The sequence below is a fragment of the Bacillus mesophilum genome (genome assembly GCF_008923265.1).
GTDB classification, from domain to species: domain Bacteria; phylum Bacillota; class Bacilli; order Bacillales; family Cytobacillaceae; genus Cytobacillus; species Cytobacillus mesophilum.
In genome coordinates, this window is the sequence record NZ_WBOT01000001.1 from 348,229 (window position 1) to 365,118 (window position 16,890).

17 protein-coding genes and 1 other annotated feature are annotated in these 16,890 nt (G+C 38.9%); all 17 genes read left to right on the forward strand.

All coding sequences use genetic code 11. The features are described 5' to 3' along the window. Positions 1–37: 37 nt before the first annotated feature. The 17 genes from F7732_RS01785 (at position 38) to ileS (ending at position 16,485) form a co-directional block, all read left to right on the forward strand. A complete protein-coding gene (locus F7732_RS01785) occupies positions 38–826 on the forward strand; it encodes a cell division protein FtsQ/DivIB (protein WP_151571989.1) in 789 nt (262 codons plus the stop codon). Beyond that, complete coding sequence (locus F7732_RS01790) at positions 798–1,505, forward strand: DUF881 domain-containing protein (RefSeq protein ID WP_151571990.1); 708 nt, start codon at positions 798–800, stop codon at positions 1,503–1,505. The genes F7732_RS01785 and F7732_RS01790 overlap by 29 nt, the downstream gene beginning before the upstream one ends. A gap of 149 nt (positions 1,506–1,654) precedes the next feature. Then, entirely contained in the window at positions 1,655–2,383 is a 729-nt protein-coding gene (locus tag F7732_RS01795; RefSeq protein WP_151571991.1) for a DUF881 domain-containing protein, read from the forward strand. Then, entirely contained in the window at positions 2,383–2,745 is a 363-nt protein-coding gene (locus F7732_RS01800) for a small basic family protein (protein ID WP_151571992.1), read from the forward strand. Before F7732_RS01795 ends, F7732_RS01800 begins: the two co-directional genes overlap by 1 nt. Positions 2,746–3,092: 347 nt before the next feature. Continuing rightward, on the forward strand, positions 3,093–4,376 hold the full coding sequence (ftsA, locus tag F7732_RS01805; RefSeq protein WP_066446849.1) for a cell division protein FtsA: 1,284 nt from the start codon (positions 3,093–3,095) through the stop codon (positions 4,374–4,376). Between the two features lie 54 nt (positions 4,377–4,430). After that, the gene (gene ftsZ, locus F7732_RS01810) at positions 4,431–5,582 is read left to right on the forward strand and encodes a cell division protein FtsZ (protein ID WP_151571993.1); all 1,152 of its coding nucleotides are present in this window, start codon (positions 4,431–4,433) and stop codon (positions 5,580–5,582) included. A 370-nt stretch (positions 5,583–5,952) separates the two neighbouring features. Next, entirely contained in the window at positions 5,953–6,891 is a 939-nt protein-coding gene (spoIIGA, locus tag F7732_RS01815; protein ID WP_151571994.1) for a sigma-E processing peptidase SpoIIGA, read from the forward strand. A gap of 62 nt (positions 6,892–6,953) precedes the next feature. Further along, positions 6,954–7,673, forward strand: a complete 720-nt coding sequence (gene sigE / locus F7732_RS01820; protein ID WP_151571995.1) for an RNA polymerase sporulation sigma factor SigE — start codon at positions 6,954–6,956, stop codon at positions 7,671–7,673. 581 nt (positions 7,674–8,254) lie between these two features. Continuing rightward, the gene (gene sigG, locus F7732_RS01825; protein WP_066446830.1) at positions 8,255–9,034 is read left to right on the forward strand and encodes an RNA polymerase sporulation sigma factor SigG; all 780 of its coding nucleotides are present in this window, start codon (positions 8,255–8,257) and stop codon (positions 9,032–9,034) included. Positions 9,035–9,287: 253 nt separating this feature from the next. Then, positions 9,288–9,554 carry a YlmC/YmxH family sporulation protein gene (locus tag F7732_RS01830; RefSeq protein WP_151571996.1) on the forward strand — a complete coding sequence of 89 codons (267 nt, stop codon included), beginning with the start codon at positions 9,288–9,290 and terminating at the stop codon, positions 9,552–9,554. A 65-nt stretch (positions 9,555–9,619) separates the two neighbouring features. Further along, positions 9,620–10,438, forward strand: coding sequence for a peptidoglycan editing factor PgeF (gene pgeF / locus F7732_RS01835; RefSeq protein WP_151571997.1), 819 nt, complete (start codon positions 9,620–9,622; stop codon positions 10,436–10,438). A 10-nt stretch (positions 10,439–10,448) separates the two neighbouring features. Next, on the forward strand, positions 10,449–11,120 hold the full coding sequence (locus tag F7732_RS01840) for a YggS family pyridoxal phosphate-dependent enzyme (RefSeq protein ID WP_151571998.1): 672 nt from the start codon (positions 10,449–10,451) through the stop codon (positions 11,118–11,120). Between the two features lie 21 nt (positions 11,121–11,141). After that, positions 11,142–11,591: a cell division protein SepF gene (locus F7732_RS01845; protein WP_151571999.1), complete on the forward strand. Its 450-nt coding sequence runs from the start codon at positions 11,142–11,144 to the stop codon at positions 11,589–11,591. Positions 11,592–11,596: 5 nt separating this feature from the next. Next, a complete protein-coding gene (locus F7732_RS01850; RefSeq protein ID WP_066446817.1) occupies positions 11,597–11,863 on the forward strand; it encodes a YggT family protein in 267 nt (88 codons plus the stop codon). Positions 11,864–11,938: 75 nt separating this feature from the next. Further along, the gene (locus F7732_RS01855; RefSeq protein ID WP_151572000.1) at positions 11,939–12,712 is read left to right on the forward strand and encodes a YlmH family RNA-binding protein; all 774 of its coding nucleotides are present in this window, start codon (positions 11,939–11,941) and stop codon (positions 12,710–12,712) included. An 89-nt stretch (positions 12,713–12,801) separates the two neighbouring features. Then, a complete protein-coding gene (locus tag F7732_RS01860) occupies positions 12,802–13,317 on the forward strand; it encodes a DivIVA domain-containing protein (protein ID WP_151572001.1) in 516 nt (171 codons plus the stop codon). Positions 13,318–13,363: 46 nt separating this feature from the next. Continuing rightward, positions 13,364–13,624: a binding site (T-box leader), on the forward strand. An 89-nt stretch (positions 13,625–13,713) separates the two neighbouring features. Further along, positions 13,714–16,485 carry an isoleucine--tRNA ligase gene (gene ileS / locus F7732_RS01865; protein ID WP_151572002.1) on the forward strand — a complete coding sequence of 924 codons (2,772 nt, stop codon included), beginning with the start codon at positions 13,714–13,716 and terminating at the stop codon, positions 16,483–16,485. The last annotated feature ends 405 nt before the right edge of the window (positions 16,486–16,890 follow it).

Genomic DNA, 16,890 nt, shown 5'->3' on the forward strand with positions numbered 1-16,890 from the left:
GAATAAATGATATGGTTTTTTGGAGAGGTGAAAATCAATGAGCAATGGAAAATTAGTTTCACTGGAAGATCGCATTCCAAAGCTAAAACAGCAGCGGAAAAAAAAAGCGAATCGCAGACTTATTTTTCTGCTGATCCTGTTTTTTATTCTAATTGTATTCGTAATATATTTTCAATCACCGCTGAGTCACGTGAAAGAAATTGAAGTGAAGGGCAATACTATATACAGCAGTGCTGAAATTATTGAAAATAGCGGCGTTTCACAGGCAACGAATATATGGGAGATTGATGAACAGGAGATTGAGGAAAAATTAAAGGCGATGTCTGAAGTGAAAAATGTACAAGTTACAACCAGTTTGCCCAGCACGGTTAACATTGTGGTCGACGAATTGAGAAGAATTGCATACATAATGAACGGGGAGACTTATAAGCCTGTACTTGAAAACGGTAAAACCATTCAAGGACAAGCAGGTGAAATCCCCGCAAATGCACCAATCCTAATTGGATTCGATGAAGGCGAAGTTCTCGATTTAATGATACAGGAATTAGAAGTCTTGCCCGTCGAAATTCAAAATTCAATTTCAGAAGTCCATTATACCCCGAAGGAAACGGATCGTTTTCATGTACAGTTATTTATGAATGATGGTTTTGAAGTAAGTGCGACACTTAGAAGTTTTTCTGAAAAGATGGCACATTATCCTTCAATTGTAAGTCAGCTGGATACCAATCAAAAGGGAATTATTGATTTAGAAGTTGGCTCTTATTTTAGAGCTTTTGAAGAAGAAGGAGCGGAGAAAGTTGACGAGGAAACAGAAGGTGAAGGGTAGACAAGTCATTTTTTCTCTTGTTTTTCTTGTGTTAGGTTTTATATTAGCCTTTTCATTCCGTTTAACCAATAATGAAAATGAAGCGGCAGATATTTCTACAAAACAATGGGAAAGAGATCTTAATCTCCGTAATCAAATCGTAGAAATGGAAGAAAAAAATCGCTCATTGCAAAGAGAGCTGAATGCGAACCAAGATACTATCCAAGGGATTGAGAAAGGCTTCGCTGAGGAAGAACAGATTTATTTTAACATGGCTGAAGATGCTGAAAAGTACCGGATGTTTCTTGGCAAAGTAAAAGTAAAAGGACAAGGTGTAGAGGTTAAGCTTTCTGACGGAAATTATGATCCTAATGAAGAGAATATTAATAATTATATTGTTCATGAACATCATGTTTTCCGAGTGATCAATGAATTATATATTTCAGGAGCATCGGCTATTTCAATTAATGGCCAAAGGCTGAAAGCAAATTCATATATTCTATGCAATGGACCTGTCATTGAAGTAGATGGGTATCAGCATCCAGCACCATTTGTCATCACTGCAATCGGAGATGCTGATGTTATGGCTTCAGCCTTAAATTTAACAGGCGGAGTGAAGGATCGTTTAGTGAATGATAATATTTTATTTTCATTAGAAACCAAGCAAGAAATTATCATGGAGCCAATATACGGAAGCTAAGATTCTCACCTTGTATGAAAATACTCTTCATCCGTAAAGTCTTACCTCTTCGACTTTTAATAAATATGTTTAGGATCGCTGCACAAAACATCAGTAAATTAAAAATGAATGTCCACATAAAATTGGTGTGAAAGCAAGGTGGTAAACACGTGGACAAAAAATGGATAAGTTTTACCTTTATTGCAATCATTGTCGGCTTCATGCTTGCCTTGCAATTTAATACCCTTCAAGAGCCAACAGTCCGTGACACTAGGGATACATGGCAGCTAAGGGAGGATCTCGAGAAAGAAAAAGAGATGCAAGTTAAATTGTTAAGGGAAATTCGTTCTCAAGAGGAGATTCTTTCTCAATATGAATCAGAGCGTGAACAAAGCAAAGAGCTGGCATTGCGTGAAACGCTGGAGGAATTGAAGAAAGAGGCAGGTTTAAGTGAAATTGAAGGATTCGGCATTTTATTAACCATAGAACCAGTTTATGAGGAATTGCTGATGGGAACCAATGTCACTACCGTGTCACCTGATTTGCTTAAAAGGTTATTAAATGAGCTGAATATGTACGATGCATTATATGTTTCGATCGGAGGGCAGCGTGTTATTAACACGACGGTTATCCGTGATATCAATGGAGAAACAAAAATCAATGGCTTCTCGCTAAATGATTTTCCGATTGAAATCAAAGTAATTGCAGAAAATAGGCAGGCTGCGGAAAAACTTTATAACCGTATGCAAGTATCGAAATCTGCTGAAGAGTTTTTTATCGATAATTTGCGGGTGAAGATTTCAAAACCCGAAAGCATGATTACTATTCCTGCTTATGAAGATAGTATTCGTATTAGAGACATGGAACCTGTAGAGGCCGACAAAGGAGGAAATTCATAATGTGGCTGCCTGTGTTAGGCCTTATAATAGGTGTCTTCTTTGGACTGATGGCAGATATCAGAATCCCTGCCGAGTACTCTAATTATCTATCGATTGCTGTGTTAGCAGCGCTTGATACACTATTCGGAGGAATACGGGCACAACTGCAGAATATTTACGATGAAAAGGTCTTTGTTTCAGGCTTTTTCTTTAATATTATCCTTGCGGCAAGTTTAGCTTTCCTAGGTGTACATCTTGGTGTAGACTTGTACTTAGCCGCTGTATTCGCCTTTGGTGTAAGGCTATTTCAAAACATAGCTGTCATCAGGAGAATCCTGCTTACAAAATGGACTGTACCCCGTGAAAAAACTGAAAAAAATTAAGTTTTAAAAAAGGGAATAGTCTAACTTCTGACGAATTAGTAGAGTATTCTATTGTAAATAAATTAATATAAATCAAGAGGCTGATCTGCTTTAATTCCTCTTTTTTATATAATATTAATCAAAATAAGAAAAATTACATTACAATAGTTTTGATTCACGTTATTATTCGATGCTTTATACAAGCAGATGAATTATATTAAACATTAACTTGTGCTGATTAAAACATAAGGGGATTCAGCTCCGGCTCTGTGGAAAACGAGTTCCCTGAATATCAGACAGCTCATCAGAAAAATTTAAAATTTATTTGTTGTTCAAAAGAAACAAATTGCAAAAGGAGGTGCCAGAGAATGAACAGCAACGAAATATATGTAAGTCTTGACATCGGTACATCCAGTGTAAAAGTTATCATTGGTGAAATGGTCAATGACTCTTTAAATATTATTGGTGTTGGCAATGTAAAGTCTGAAGGATTACGAAAAGGCTCCATTGTTGATATAGATGAAACCGTTCATTCCATCAAACGTGCAATCGAACAAGCCGAGAGAATGATAGGCATGGAGATTAAAAGCGTAATAGTGGGGATTACTGGCAATCATGTTATGCTGCAGCCTTCACATGGCGTAGTGGCTGTTTCAAGTGAAAATAGGGAAATATCAGATGATGATGTTGCAAGAGTAATAGATGCAGCACAAGTTGTATCCATTCCTCCAGAAAGAGATATCATTGATGTTATTCCCAGACAATTTATTGTTGATGGATTGGATGAAATAAGTGATCCGCGTGGTATGATTGGTGTAAGGCTTGAAATGGAAGGTACCATTATCACTGGCTCTAAAACAATTTTACATAACACATTGCGCTGTGTAGAGCGTGCTGGTCTTGAAATAGTAGATATTAGCCTGCAGCCTCTAGCAGCAGGAGCATTTGCCCTTTCAAAGGATGAGAAGAACCTTGGTGTTGCTTTAGTTGATATAGGAGGCGGCTCAACAACGGTTACCTTATTTGAGCAGGGCATATTAAAAGGAACAAGCGTATTGCCAGTTGGCGGTGATCATATAACAAAGGATCTCTCGATTGGCTTGCGAACTTCAACTGAAGACGCTGAAAAAATAAAAATCAAACATGGCTATGCATTCTATGATCATGCTTCTGAAGAAGAAGTATTTAGTGTACCAATCATTGGAAGTGATCAGCATCAGCAATTTAATCAGCTTGAAATATCTGATATTATAGAAGCTAGATTGGAAGAAATCTTTGATTTGATTCAGCATGAAGTAAAGCGCCTTGGGGCATATGATCTCCCTGGGGGGTATGTTCTGACAGGCGGAGTTGCCAATTCTCAAGGTATACTCGAATTAGCACAAGTTATTTTCCAAAACCGCGTACGGATCGCCATACCTGATTATATCGGTGTTAGGGAGCCGCAGTATACAACCGCGGTCGGGTTGATAAAATTCGCTTATAAAAATGCGAAGGTGCAGGGCAGGAAGATGAGTACACCGGTCGCAAGCACTGAAGCAAAGGAAAGAAGAGTTCAAAAACAACCGCAACCAAAAGCAAAGCCGGAGAAGCAGCCGGAAGAAAAAATTACATCGAGAGTAAAAAAGTTCTTCGGATACTTTTTCGAATAGGTTCTTCATATACGAAATGGTGTTCTCGAGGATATCGATTTAGGAGGATTTGTCATGTTAGAATTTGATACAAATTTAGACTCATTAGCAACGATTAAAGTCATCGGCGTTGGCGGCGGCGGTAACAATGCGGTTAACCGGATGATTGAACATGGTGTTCAAGGTGTTGATTTTATCGCTGTAAATACAGATGCGCAAGCATTAAACCTATCAAAAGCTGAAATCAAAATGCAGATTGGCGGTAAACTTACTAGAGGACTTGGAGCTGGAGCAAATCCTGAGGTTGGTAAAAAGGCTGCAGAAGAAAGCAAAGAACAGCTTGAAGAAGCACTTAGAGGTGCTGACATGGTGTTTGTTACAGCTGGTATGGGCGGAGGAACAGGCACAGGAGCTGCACCAGTAATTGCTCAAATCGCTAGAGATTTAGGTGCTTTAACAGTTGGTGTTGTAACAAGACCTTTCACTTTTGAAGGAAGAAAAAGATCAACACAGGCTGCAGGCGGAATCGCTTCAATGAAAGAAGCTGTCGATACGCTAATTGTTATTCCAAACGACCGTTTATTAGAAATTGTAGATAAAAGCACTCCAATGCTTGAAGCTTTCCGTGAAGCAGATAATGTGCTTCGTCAAGGGGTTCAAGGTATTTCAGAACTAATCGCTGTTCCTGGATTAATTAACCTTGACTTTGCTGATGTAAAGACCATTATGTCTAATAAAGGATCTGCTTCAATGGGTATCGGTATTGCTTCTGGTGATAACCGTGCAACAGAAGCTGCTAAAAAGGCGATTTCTTCTCCATTATTAGAAACATCTATTGATGGAGCACAAGGTGTTCTTATGAATATTACAGGAGGTTCAAACCTTAGCCTTTACGAAGTTCAAGAAGCAGCAGATATTGTTGCCTCTGCATCTGATCATGATGTGAATATGATCTTCGGTTCTGTAATTAATGAAAACCTAAAAGACGAAATTGTCGTAACGGTTATTGCAACTGGATTTAATGAAGAAGCGGCACAGCCTAAACCGAGCAGACCTTCATTTGGCCAGCAGAAACCGGCAATGGGAGCAGGTACAGGAGCTGTGAAGCGCGAACAGCCAAAGCGTGAAGAACCTCAGCAAGAGCCTGTCCGCAGCACAACATCAAACAATGCGGAAGACACATTAGATATTCCAACGTTCTTGCGCAATCGCAATCGCAGAAGATAGATAAATAAAATAGCAGATTAAACCCTCGGCAAAAAAGCTGAGGGTTTTTTATATTGTAAAAAAATGATTTACTAAACCTCTCTTAAAATTCAACTCTATTAACCCCCTTTTCATATATATTTAGACAAATGCTTGTCCCATATGAAATATTGACAAAAAACGAAAATTATAGTGAAAATTTCTCAAGTTTTCACTACAGGAAGTGACATCTTTATCTAAACAGATGCGCTATACTTTTTCGTAACAGATTTAATAGTGATCAAAGCATCATACTTACTGGGAAAATAATTATCTTTTACAGCTTTGAATTTATTAAATTGTTGCTTACGATCCCAAATGATTCCTCATCAGACATATAGGAGGGATATGATTGGCGATTTACCTTGATGTCATTTGGGCTTTAAACTTTTTATTCGACACACTATTACTTTACTTAACCGCTATCATCTTAAAGCGTCATGTGAAATGGTGGAGACTGATAGCAGGCGGTCTTATCGGCTCAATTATTATTTTATTAGCGATTACGCCTATGCATTCAGTAGCAGGGCATCCGCTAATGAAATTATTATTCTCAGTCTTAATGGTTTATACGGCATTTGGCTATAAGAGATTAAAGTTTTTTTTCAGCAGTCTTATGACCTTTTATTTAACCACCTTCTTAATTGGCGGCGTCCTGATTGGAGCTCATTACTTTGTACAATTTGACTTCGAACTGTCGGCTGCAGTCATGATAGGGAGTGTAAAAGGATTTGGAGATCCGATTAGCTGGCTCTTCGTTCTAATTGGTTTTCCGCTTGCCTGGCATTTTTCCAGAAAAAACATCGAAACATTTGAAATGGTAAAAATTCAATATGACTCCTTAATTGATGTAGAAATTATGCTAAACAGCAAAATGTATAGCTTTAAGGGTCTGATTGACAGTGGGAATCAATTATACGATCCAATTTCAAAAATGCCTGTTATGTTTATTTCCATTAAAGGAAACGAAGGTGATTTTCCTGAAGAAATTCAGGCGATGGCAGAAAACCCTGAAAAGGTTGTACTTGGGCAACACACCGTTTCTGCTGAGTGGGAGCACAGGATGAGAATTATTCCATATAAGGTAGTCGGTCAGGATCACCAGCTAATAATTGCTGTAAAACCAGAAAGCATTAAGTTCCGAAAGACGGAGGAAGTTCTCGAAGTTAATCGGGGACTAATCTCATTTACGATGCAGGAACTTTCAAGCGACGATGTCTTTCAATGCATTGTTCACCCTAAAATGATGGCAAGTGCTAAACAAGTATCTGCAGAAATACGCGCAGGATAATATAGTTAAAAGGCTTTATATTACTATACTCAGAAAAACACAATTTAGAAGGAGGACAAATCATGAAAAAATTAAAACTTAGATTATCCTATTACTGGTATAAATTGCTGATTAAACTGGGCCTCAAATCTGATGAAATTTATTACATAGGCGGAAGTGAAGCCTTACCGCCGCCATTGAGCAAAGAAGAAGAAGAACATTTACTGATTAAATTGCCTAATGGTGATAAGGCGGCCCGCTCCATCTTAATTGAGCGCAATTTAAGACTTGTGGTTTATATTGCAAGGAAATTTGAAAACACAGGCATTAATATTGAAGATTTAATAAGCATAGGTACTATTGGACTGATTAAAGCGGTAAATACATTTAACCCTGAAAAGAAAATCAAATTAGCTACATACGCTTCCCGATGCATTGAAAACGAAATCTTAATGTATTTAAGAAGAAATAATAAAATTCGCTCAGAGGTCTCTTTTGATGAACCACTGAATATTGATTGGGACGGCAATGAATTATTACTATCCGACGTGTTGGGAACAGATGATGATATCATTACAAAAGATTTGGAAGCTAATGTGGATAAAAAATTGCTGCTAAATGCCCTGCACCAGCTGACAGACCGTGAAAAACAAATTATGGAGCTAAGATTTGGCCTTGGAGCGGGCGATGAAATGACCCAAAAAGATGTAGCAGATCTTCTGGGCATCTCTCAATCCTATATCTCACGGCTAGAAAAAAGAATCATCAAAAGACTAAAAAAAGAATTTAATAAAATGGTGTAAGAAAAGCGGAAGCGCCTTGCTCAGCCCCGACAAGCATAAGACGAGCTGGCTAGAAGGTTGTACTTTAACCTTCTGGACAGATTGACTTATGACCTCGAGGGGCTAGGCGCTGGAACTGGACAAAGGAAAAGCGGAAGGTGCTTGCCCAGGGACGACAAGCTTAAGCCGAGGCAGGCGAAAGGTCGTTCTTTGACCTTTTGACTGGATTGGCTTAAGACCTCGAGTCCCTAGCGCCTGGAGCTGGACAAAGGAAAAGCGGAAGCGCCTTGCTCGAGTTATGGAACGCAGTCTAATACCGCCACGTCCTGTGGCAACGCCTGCACAACCCACATCCTGTGGGCCCCAAGCATAAGACGAGCTGGCTAGAAGGTTGTACTTTAACCTTCTGGACAGATTGACTTATGACCTCGAGGGGCTAGGACTGGAGCTAAATCATAAAATTTTGTATTTTTTTCCTCGAAAATCCTATAGCAGCAAGCTTTGTCAATTCTGAATTTTTGTGCTCTATTTCATCATGCATATTTTTCCTTCTCAAGGAGATACTGTTTTTTGTACAGCAACTCCTGTGAGGAGGGAAAGAATTGACTCGAAATAAAGTAGAGATTTGCGGTGTAGACACATCAAAACTTCCAGTATTAAAAAACGAAGAAATGAGAGAACTCTTCAAGCAAATGCATGAGGGAGATATAACAGCCCGGGAAAAACTCGTAAATGGCAATTTACGGCTAGTATTAAGTGTCATCCAGCGTTTTAATAACAGAGGAGAATTTGTGGATGATCTGTTCCAGGTTGGATGTATCGGCCTAATGAAATCTATTGATAATTTTGATTTAAGTCAAAACGTAAAGTTTTCCACTTATGCTGTTCCAATGATTATTGGTGAAATTAGAAGGTATCTGCGTGATAATAACCCTATTCGCGTTTCCCGTTCATTAAGGGATATTGCTTATAAAGCCTTGCAGGTAAGAGAACGGCTTATGAGCAAAACATCTAGAGAGCCAACAGCAGAAGAAATTGCAAAGGAACTTGATGTACCGCATGAGGACATTGTTTTTGCCCTCGATGCCATTCAAGATCCCGTTTCCTTGTTTGAGCCAATTTATAATGATGGCGGAGATCCTATTTTTGTGATGGACCAGCTCAGTGATGAGCGGAATAAAGACATCCAATGGATTGAGGAAATTGCACTTATGGAAGGTATGCGAAGACTTAATGAAAGAGAAAAACTCATACTTAGAAAAAGATTTTTCCAAGGAAAAACGCAAATGGAAGTTGCTGAAGAAATCGGAATATCTCAAGCTCAAGTATCACGCTTAGAAAAAGCGGCCATTAAACAGATGAACAAAAATATTCAAAGTTAAGTCTGCCGAATGGCAGGCTTTTTCGTATGTTCAGAAATGATAAAAGAGCAGCTTGAAGGGATAATACACCGAGGTGCTCAGTTAGTGCAGCACAAGTGCAGCTAAGCCACTGACCTCCCCTGAGAGGCTTGCCAATCGGCAAGTTTTCTTTCATTCTTTTAACCCTTGCCTACAATTTTCTTTTTTTCCTAACATGATTTTCAATCTATGCATCATATATTAAAGTATAGAATAAATGCGGGAGATGACCTTCATGATCAAAATATCTGATTTTCAATTGAAAGATGTGGTTAATGTTTCAGATGGAAAAAGGCTGGGGAATATAGGCGATATTGATATCAATCTAAACAGCGGCAAAATTGAAGCTGTCATCGTGGGAGGAAACGGCAGAATGCTGGGCTTCTTCGGAAAAGACGAAGACATTGTTATACCTTGGAAAAATATCATTAAAATTGGTGAAGATGTGATACTCGTCCGTTATAAATTAGCAGAATACAGTTTTACAGAAGATGAAGGATAAAGCAACATAAAACTGTAAACAATGCCTTCCTTATGGTAAACTAGAGAAAAAATGAGGATATGAGTATGGAGCCTTTTATTAAACACACTGATGAGTTTTTAACAATTGAACACTGGGTTTCCGATTTCCCCGGACTTACTGCTGGATTTTCTAGCAAAAATAGCGGTTTTAGCAATGGAGATTTTACAGGGCTGAATATGGGATTTCATGTTTCAGACGACCAGCTCACTGTTATGAAAAATCGTCAGCATCTTGCAGGTAAGCTGGATTTTCCTCTTTCCAATTGGGTTGGAGCAGATCAAACACATGAGGTTAATGTGGAAAAAGTTTCTTCTAAAGATGCTGGACTTGGTGCCATGCAATATGATAGCTCTTTTCCTCAAACAGATGGATTTTATACAAATGACCAAGGAATTCTTCTGACATTATGCTATGCTGATTGTGTTCCATTATACTTTCTGCATCGCCAAACAAAAACAATTGGGATTGCACACGCCGGCTGGAAAGGTACAGTGCATGGAATAGCTGAAAAAATGATTAACGTATTTAAAAACGATGGAATTCCGGCAAATGAAATAGAAGCCGTCATCGGACCATCAATTTGCGGACAGTGTTATGTAGTAGATGACAGGGTCATCAAAGCTGCAAATCAGTGGAAAAACGATCATTTGCCACCAGCATATAAAGAAATTTCAAAAGGTCAGTATCAATTAGACTTAAAGCAATTAAACCGTCAAGTCATGATTCATAGCGGACTGGCTGAAAAGAATATTTTTATTTCGAATTATTGCACCAGCTGTAATGCTGACTTATTTTTCTCTCACCGCAGAGATAGCGGGAAGACAGGCAGAATGATCAGTTTTATGGGCTGGAAGGAGGAGTAAGAGCAATACCATGAAAGTAGAAGACAATTTACGGGAAATTCAGCAAAAGATAGAAACAGCCTGCGAGCGCTCTGGACGCAATCGCGAGGAAATTAAAATCATTGCTGTGACAAAATATGTTTCTGTGGAACGTGCACAAGAAGCAATGGATGCAGGTATTACGGATTTAGGTGAAAACCGTGATGATGGCCTCCTGGCTAAATGGGAGGTATTAGAGGACAAGCCTACATGGCATTTTATTGGTTCACTTCAGTCAAAAAAAGTAAAAAACATCATTGATAAAGCAGCCTATATTCATTCGCTGGACCGGCTTTCACTGGCTGAAGAAATACAAAAAAGAGCCGATCATATCATTGATTGTCTGGTTCAAGTCAATGTTTCAGGTGAAGAGTCAAAGCATGGACTGCCACTTGAAGAGGTTAAACCCTTTATTGCTTCATTAAAGCCATTTTCCAATATTCGTGTTGCTGGGCTTATGACAATGGCTCCTTTTACAGAAGATGAAGACCTGCTGCGAAGCTGCTTTAGAAAACTGAAAGATCTTCAGCAGGATATTCAGGCACTAGAAGAAAGTTATGCGCCTTGCACCGAATTGTCAATGGGAATGTCTAATGATTATCAAATTGCTATTGAAGAAGGCGCAACAATGATCAGAATAGGAACCGCTTTAGTGGGTCAATAAGGTAAGGAGGTATATGAAGAGATGAGCATTAAATCTAAATTTAAGACATTTTTCTTTTTAGATGATGAATATGATGATAGAGAAGAGGATATGCTCGAAGAGGAAGCAGCCGCTGCTAAACAGCCTTCTCAGCAAAAGCAGCAGTCTGTTCAAAAGCAAAACGTAGTCAGCCTGCAAAGTGTGCAAAAATCATCAAAAGTTGTCCTTGTTGAACCGCGTGTTTATGCGGAAGCACAGGATATAGCAGATCAGCTGAAAAATAGAAGAGCCGTAGTTGTCAATCTGCAGCGAATTGAGAGAGATCAAGCCAAACGAATTATTGATTTCCTTAGTGGAACCGTTTATGCAATTGGCGGAGACATACAAAAAGTAGGAAATGATATTTTCCTATGTACTCCTGATAATGTAGAGGTTTCAGGTACGATTTCTCAATTAATGCAAGAGCAAGAATTCGATAATACGAGGTGGTAATAGGAATGGGCTTTTTGTTTGAGATATTAGCAAATTTAATTGGTATTTATTCATGGGCATTAATTATTTATATTTTAATGTCATGGTTTCCAAATGCACGAGAATCGTCGATTGGACAGTTTTTAGCGAGAATATGTGAACCGTATTTAGAGCCGTTCAGAAGGTTTATTCCTCCTATTGGCATGCTTGATATTTCACCTCTTGTTGCCATTTTTGTTCTTCGATTCGCTGTAACAGGCATCGATCAATTATATAGATGGATAGTATTGTAAACTGGGGCTATTATAGTCCTTTTTTACTTTGTAAGTCCTTATTTATTTTTTCTTAACATAGTAAGGAGTTTTAAAATGAGCATTTATCAACATTTCAGGCCAGAGGAAAAAGAATTTATTGATCAGGTGCTGAATTGGAGAAATCAAGTTGAAAGTACATATGCAGGCAAGTTGACCGATTTTCTGGATCCCCGCGAACAGCAAATCGTTAAATCGCTTATTGGAGAAAACGCTGAAATCAAATATGCTTTCTTTGGCGGTTATAGCGGTGCGGAAAGAAAACGGGCATTTTTATATCCTGATTATCATCAAATTGAAGAAGAGGATTTTCAAATTAGCTTATTTGAGGTAGAATATGCAAAGAAGTTTGTTACAATTGAGCATCCGCAAGTTCTAGGCAGTCTCATGTCACTTGGACTAAAGAGAGCCAAATTTGGCGATATTCTTATTCAGAATGATGTGGTTCAGCTGATTGTGTCGAAAGAAATTGAGTCATATCTTAGCCTTCAGCTCGAATCAATCGGACGAGCGAGCATAAACTTAAAGCAAATCCCTTTATCAGATGCTAAGACACCTGAAGAACAGTGGCAAGAATCTGCTCTGACATGCAGTTCATTAAGACTGGATGCAGTGCTTGCAGCCATTTTTAATATATCACGGCAAAAAGCACAAACCTTTATTAGTTCAAAACTGGTAAAAGTGAACTGGACCGTGATTGAAAATCCTTCTTTTGAGTGCAGAGAAGGGGATATGATTTCAGCCAGGGGGTTTGGGCGCGCTAAAATGATGGGGATTGAAGGAAAAACCAAAAAGGATAAATGGCGAATTGTAGCAGGCAAGCAAAAATAATTCAGCATCTTGCAGGAATTTGCGAAAGTGTGTCGAATATTTGCTTATCGAGTACATAAAAAGAACAATTGATTTGGGAGGTGGCAACAGTGCCATTAACACCGTTAGATATTCATAATAAAGAGTTCAGTAAAGGATTCCGCGGATATGATGAAGATGAAGTAAATGAATTTCTTGATAACGTTATTAAAGATTATGAATTAATTATTCGTGAGAAAAAAGAACTCGAAGAAAAGCTAAATGATTTAAATGAGCGAATTGGCCATTTCAACACCATTGAGACGACATTAAACAAATCAATCGTTGTTGCACAGGAAGCTGCAGAGGAAGTAAAGCGTAATGCACAGAAGGAAGCGAAGCTGATCATTAAAGAAGCTGAGAAAAACGCTGATCGCATCGTGAATGAGTCTCTTTCTAAAGCAAGAAAAATTGCCATTGACATAGAGGAATTAAAAAAACAGTCGAAGGTATTCCGCACTCGTTTTAAAATGTTAATTGAAGCACAGCTTGATATGCTGAATAATGATGATTGGGATCATCTCTTAGAATATAAACTTGATGCAACTGAATTAAAAAATTCTGAAGAAGAAGATTCATACGCTTGACGAAATAAGAGGATATCGCATATAATTTTATCACAAAATCATCTATATTAAATCGTTGAGAGGGACAGTACAAATCTCATTCGTTTATAGAAGCGGATATTATGGACGCTTGCAGAGAGCCGGGGAGAGGTGGAAGCCTGGTATAAGCTGAGATTTAGAAAATCACCCTTGAGTTCCTTGCTGAACGCTTTTAAGCTGTTAGGCGGGACGGTTCATTCACGTTATGAATGCTAATTGAGCGGATAGAGACTGTTTTCTCTGTCTACAAGGGTGGTACCGCGGGAATTAAAACCTTCTCGTCCCTTTATGGGATGAAAAGGTTTTTTTGCGTTCTAGCGGATTTTTACCCCGAAAAAAGGTAATGATGGTCGATAGAGATGACAGGAGGAAACAGAGATGGAATTCAAGGATACATTATTAATGCCACAAACAGAATTTCCGATGCGCGGCAACTTGCCAAAGCGCGAACCGGAAGTGCAGGATAAATGGTCAGAAATGAACATTTATGAGAAAGTGCAGGAGCGCACAAAGGACCGTCCAATGTTTGTTCTTCACGATGGACCTCCGTATGCAAACGGAGATATTCACATTGGTCATGCTTTAAATAAAATCTTAAAAGATTTTATTGTCCGTTTTAAATCAATGAACGGCTTTCATGCCCCATATGTGCCAGGCTGGGATACTCATGGTCTACCAATTGAACAGGCGCTAACAAACAAAGGTGTAAAACGTAAAGAAATGACAGTTGCTGAATTCCGTAAACTTTGTGAGGAATATGCATACGGACAAATCGAAAGCCAGCGTGAGCAATTCAAACGATTAGGTGTCAGAGGAGATTGGGAAAATCCTTATATTACATTAAAACCAGCATATGAAGCACAGCAAATTAAAGTATTTGGAGACATGGCCAAAAAAGGTTATATCTATAAAGGCAAAAAGCCAGTTTATTGGTCTCCTTCTTCAGAATCTGCACTTGCTGAAGCAGAAATTGAATATCAAGATAAGCGTTCCCCATCCATTTATGTGGCTTTCCCAGTTAAGGATGGCAAAAATGTTCTTGATGCTGACACGAAAATCATCATCTGGACAACAACACCTTGGACGATTCCTGCAAACTTGGGAATCTCTGTTCACCCAACATTAAATTACGTTGTCGTAGAAGCAAATGGAGATAAGTTTGTCATTGCAGAAGACCTTCTATCATCTGTTGCAAGTGAGCTTGAATGGGAGCAGCATAATGTTGTTAAAACATTTAAAGGCGCTGAGATGGAAAATGTTTTAGCGAAGCATCCTTTATATGGCCGAGATTCGCTCGTCATGCTTGGTGAACACGTTACGACTGATGCCGGAACAGGCTGTGTTCATACAGCTCCAGGACATGGGGAAGATGATTTTTATGTCGGCAGCAAATACGGCTTAGAAGTATTATGTCCTGTCGATGATAAAGGGAATATGACAGATGAAGCACCTGGTTTTGAAGGATTATTTTATGACCAGGCAAACAAGCCAATTACTGAGAAACTGCAGGAAGCTGGCGCACTGCTGAAGATCTCATTCATCACACACTCCTATCCGCATGATTGGAGAACGAAAAAGCCGGTTATTTTCCGTGCAACAGCCCAATGGTTTGCTTCAATTAAAGACTTTAGAAGTGAACTGCTTCAAGCGATTAATGATACACAGTTTGTTCCTGCTTGGGGAGAAACTCGTTTATATAACATGGTCCGCGACCGCGGTGATTGGTGTATTTCCCGTCAGCGTGCTTGGGGTGTGCCAATTCCAGTCTTTTATGCGGAAAATGGCGAAGAGATCATTACAGATGAAACAATAAACCATGTATCTGCATTATTTAGAGAGCACGGCTCAAATATTTGGTTTGAGAAAGAAGCAAAAGAATTGCTTCCTGCAGGATTTACGCATCCTGGAAGTCCGAATGGACAATTTACAAAAGAAACAGATATTATGGATGTTTGGTTCGACTCAGGATCTTCTCATCAGGCAGTTCTGCTGGAAAGAGAAGACTTGCAAAGACCAGCAGACCTTTATTTAGAAGGATCTGATCAATATCGCGGCTGGTTTAACTCTTCATTATCAACGGCTGTTGCTGTAACAGGCAAAGCACCATATAAAGGAGTATTAAGCCATGGATTTGTCCTGGATGGCGAAGGCAGAAAGATGAGTAAGTCTGTAGGAAATGTCGTTGTGCCTGCTAAAGTAATGAATCAGTTGGGTGCTGACATCCTCCGTTTATGGGTTGCATCTGTTGACTATCAGGCAGATGTTCGTGTTTCTGATCCTATCCTTAAGCAAGTCGCAGAAGTTTATCGTAAGATCCGTAACACGTTCCGCTTCTTACTTGGAAATCTTGCTGATTTTGATCCTGCAAAAGATAAAGTAGCATATGAAAATCTCCGTGAAGTAGATCAATTCATGCTCGTGAAGCTGAATAAGCTGATTAAGAACTCATTAGCAGCTTATGACCGCTATGAATTTGCTTCCATCTACCATAGCATCAATAATTTCTGTACATTGGATCTAAGTGCCTTCTATCTTGATTTTGCAAAAGATGTTTTATATATCGAAGCAAAAGATCATGAGGATCGCCGTGCGATTCAAACTGTTTTATATGAGAGCTTAATTGCGTTAACGAAGCTTACTGCGCCAATTCTTTCTCATACAGCAGATGAAGTGTGGAGCTTTATTCCAAATGTTCAGGAAGAAAGTGTTCAGTTAACAGACATGCCGGAATATGTTGATCTGCCAAATGGAGAATTGCTGGAGAAAAAATGGACGTCGTTTATGAAACTGCGCGATGACGTATTAAAAGCGCTAGAAGAAGCTCGTAATGCAAAAGTAATCGGAAAATCATTAACAGCTAAAATTGCGTTATATGTGAACGAGGAAGTAAAAGCATTGCTTGATTCCATTAGTGAAAACCTGCAGCAGCTCTTTATTGTTTCAGGCTTTGAAATTGCCGGCACATACGAAGAAGCGCCTGAAAATGCAGTTAAATTTGAGAACACAGCTATCGTTGTCTCAAAAGCAGAAGGCGAAACATGCGAACGCTGCTGGACAGTCACTCCAGAAGTCGGTCAAAACGAAGAATACCCAACACTTTGCACACGCTGTGCAGATGTGGTGAAAAACAACTACAGCCATTTGGCATAATTTTTAACTAAACATGGGCTGGTGCTCAGCCTTGAATTGGATCCGCATGATTAGGAGAACACCTTCTAATCATTCGGATTTTTTTATTGTTTAAAATATTGGCTGCATACTTTGTTGTTATTACTAAAAAGTACACAGATTTACACTACAAAGTATTCACTTTCCTGCGAGGCTTAAATCGGGCATAGTGCAAAATTACCTTTTAAGTTTTTCAGCAGCGCCAGAGAAACAACCCTCATAAATAAGCGGAAGAATTCCGCTTAATTCACAAAATCTCGGAAAATGTGCTGAAATAGACGGAGAAATTCCGACTAACAAGTCGAAAAACATGTAAATGGCTAAATTTTTCAATATAGTCGTAAAAACTCCCCTTATTTTGAGCTAAAATAGCTCAATTCTGGAAAT

Excerpts from the sequence above, each read along its gene's own strand:
- F7732_RS01785 (WP_151571989.1), top strand. The coding sequence starts at position 38 with ATGAGCAATGGAAAATTAGTTTCACTGGAAGATCGCATTCCAAAGCTA.
- F7732_RS01800 (WP_151571992.1), top strand. The coding sequence starts at position 2,383 with ATGTGGCTGCCTGTGTTAGGCCTTATAATAGGTGTCTTCTTTGGACTG.
- ftsA (WP_066446849.1), top strand. The coding sequence starts at position 3,093 with ATGAACAGCAACGAAATATATGTAAGTCTTGACATCGGTACATCCAGT.
- ftsZ (WP_151571993.1), top strand. The coding sequence starts at position 4,431 with ATGTTAGAATTTGATACAAATTTAGACTCATTAGCAACGATTAAAGTC.
- sigE (WP_151571995.1), top strand. The coding sequence starts at position 6,954 with ATGAAAAAATTAAAACTTAGATTATCCTATTACTGGTATAAATTGCTG.
- F7732_RS01830 (WP_151571996.1), top strand. The coding sequence starts at position 9,288 with ATGATCAAAATATCTGATTTTCAATTGAAAGATGTGGTTAATGTTTCA.
- pgeF (WP_151571997.1), top strand. The coding sequence starts at position 9,620 with ATGGAGCCTTTTATTAAACACACTGATGAGTTTTTAACAATTGAACAC.
- F7732_RS01840 (WP_151571998.1), top strand. The coding sequence starts at position 10,449 with ATGAAAGTAGAAGACAATTTACGGGAAATTCAGCAAAAGATAGAAACA.
- F7732_RS01845 (WP_151571999.1), top strand. The coding sequence starts at position 11,142 with ATGAGCATTAAATCTAAATTTAAGACATTTTTCTTTTTAGATGATGAA.
- F7732_RS01850 (WP_066446817.1), top strand. The coding sequence starts at position 11,597 with ATGGGCTTTTTGTTTGAGATATTAGCAAATTTAATTGGTATTTATTCA.
- F7732_RS01855 (WP_151572000.1), top strand. The coding sequence starts at position 11,939 with ATGAGCATTTATCAACATTTCAGGCCAGAGGAAAAAGAATTTATTGAT.
- ileS (WP_151572002.1), top strand. The coding sequence starts at position 13,714 with ATGGAATTCAAGGATACATTATTAATGCCACAAACAGAATTTCCGATG.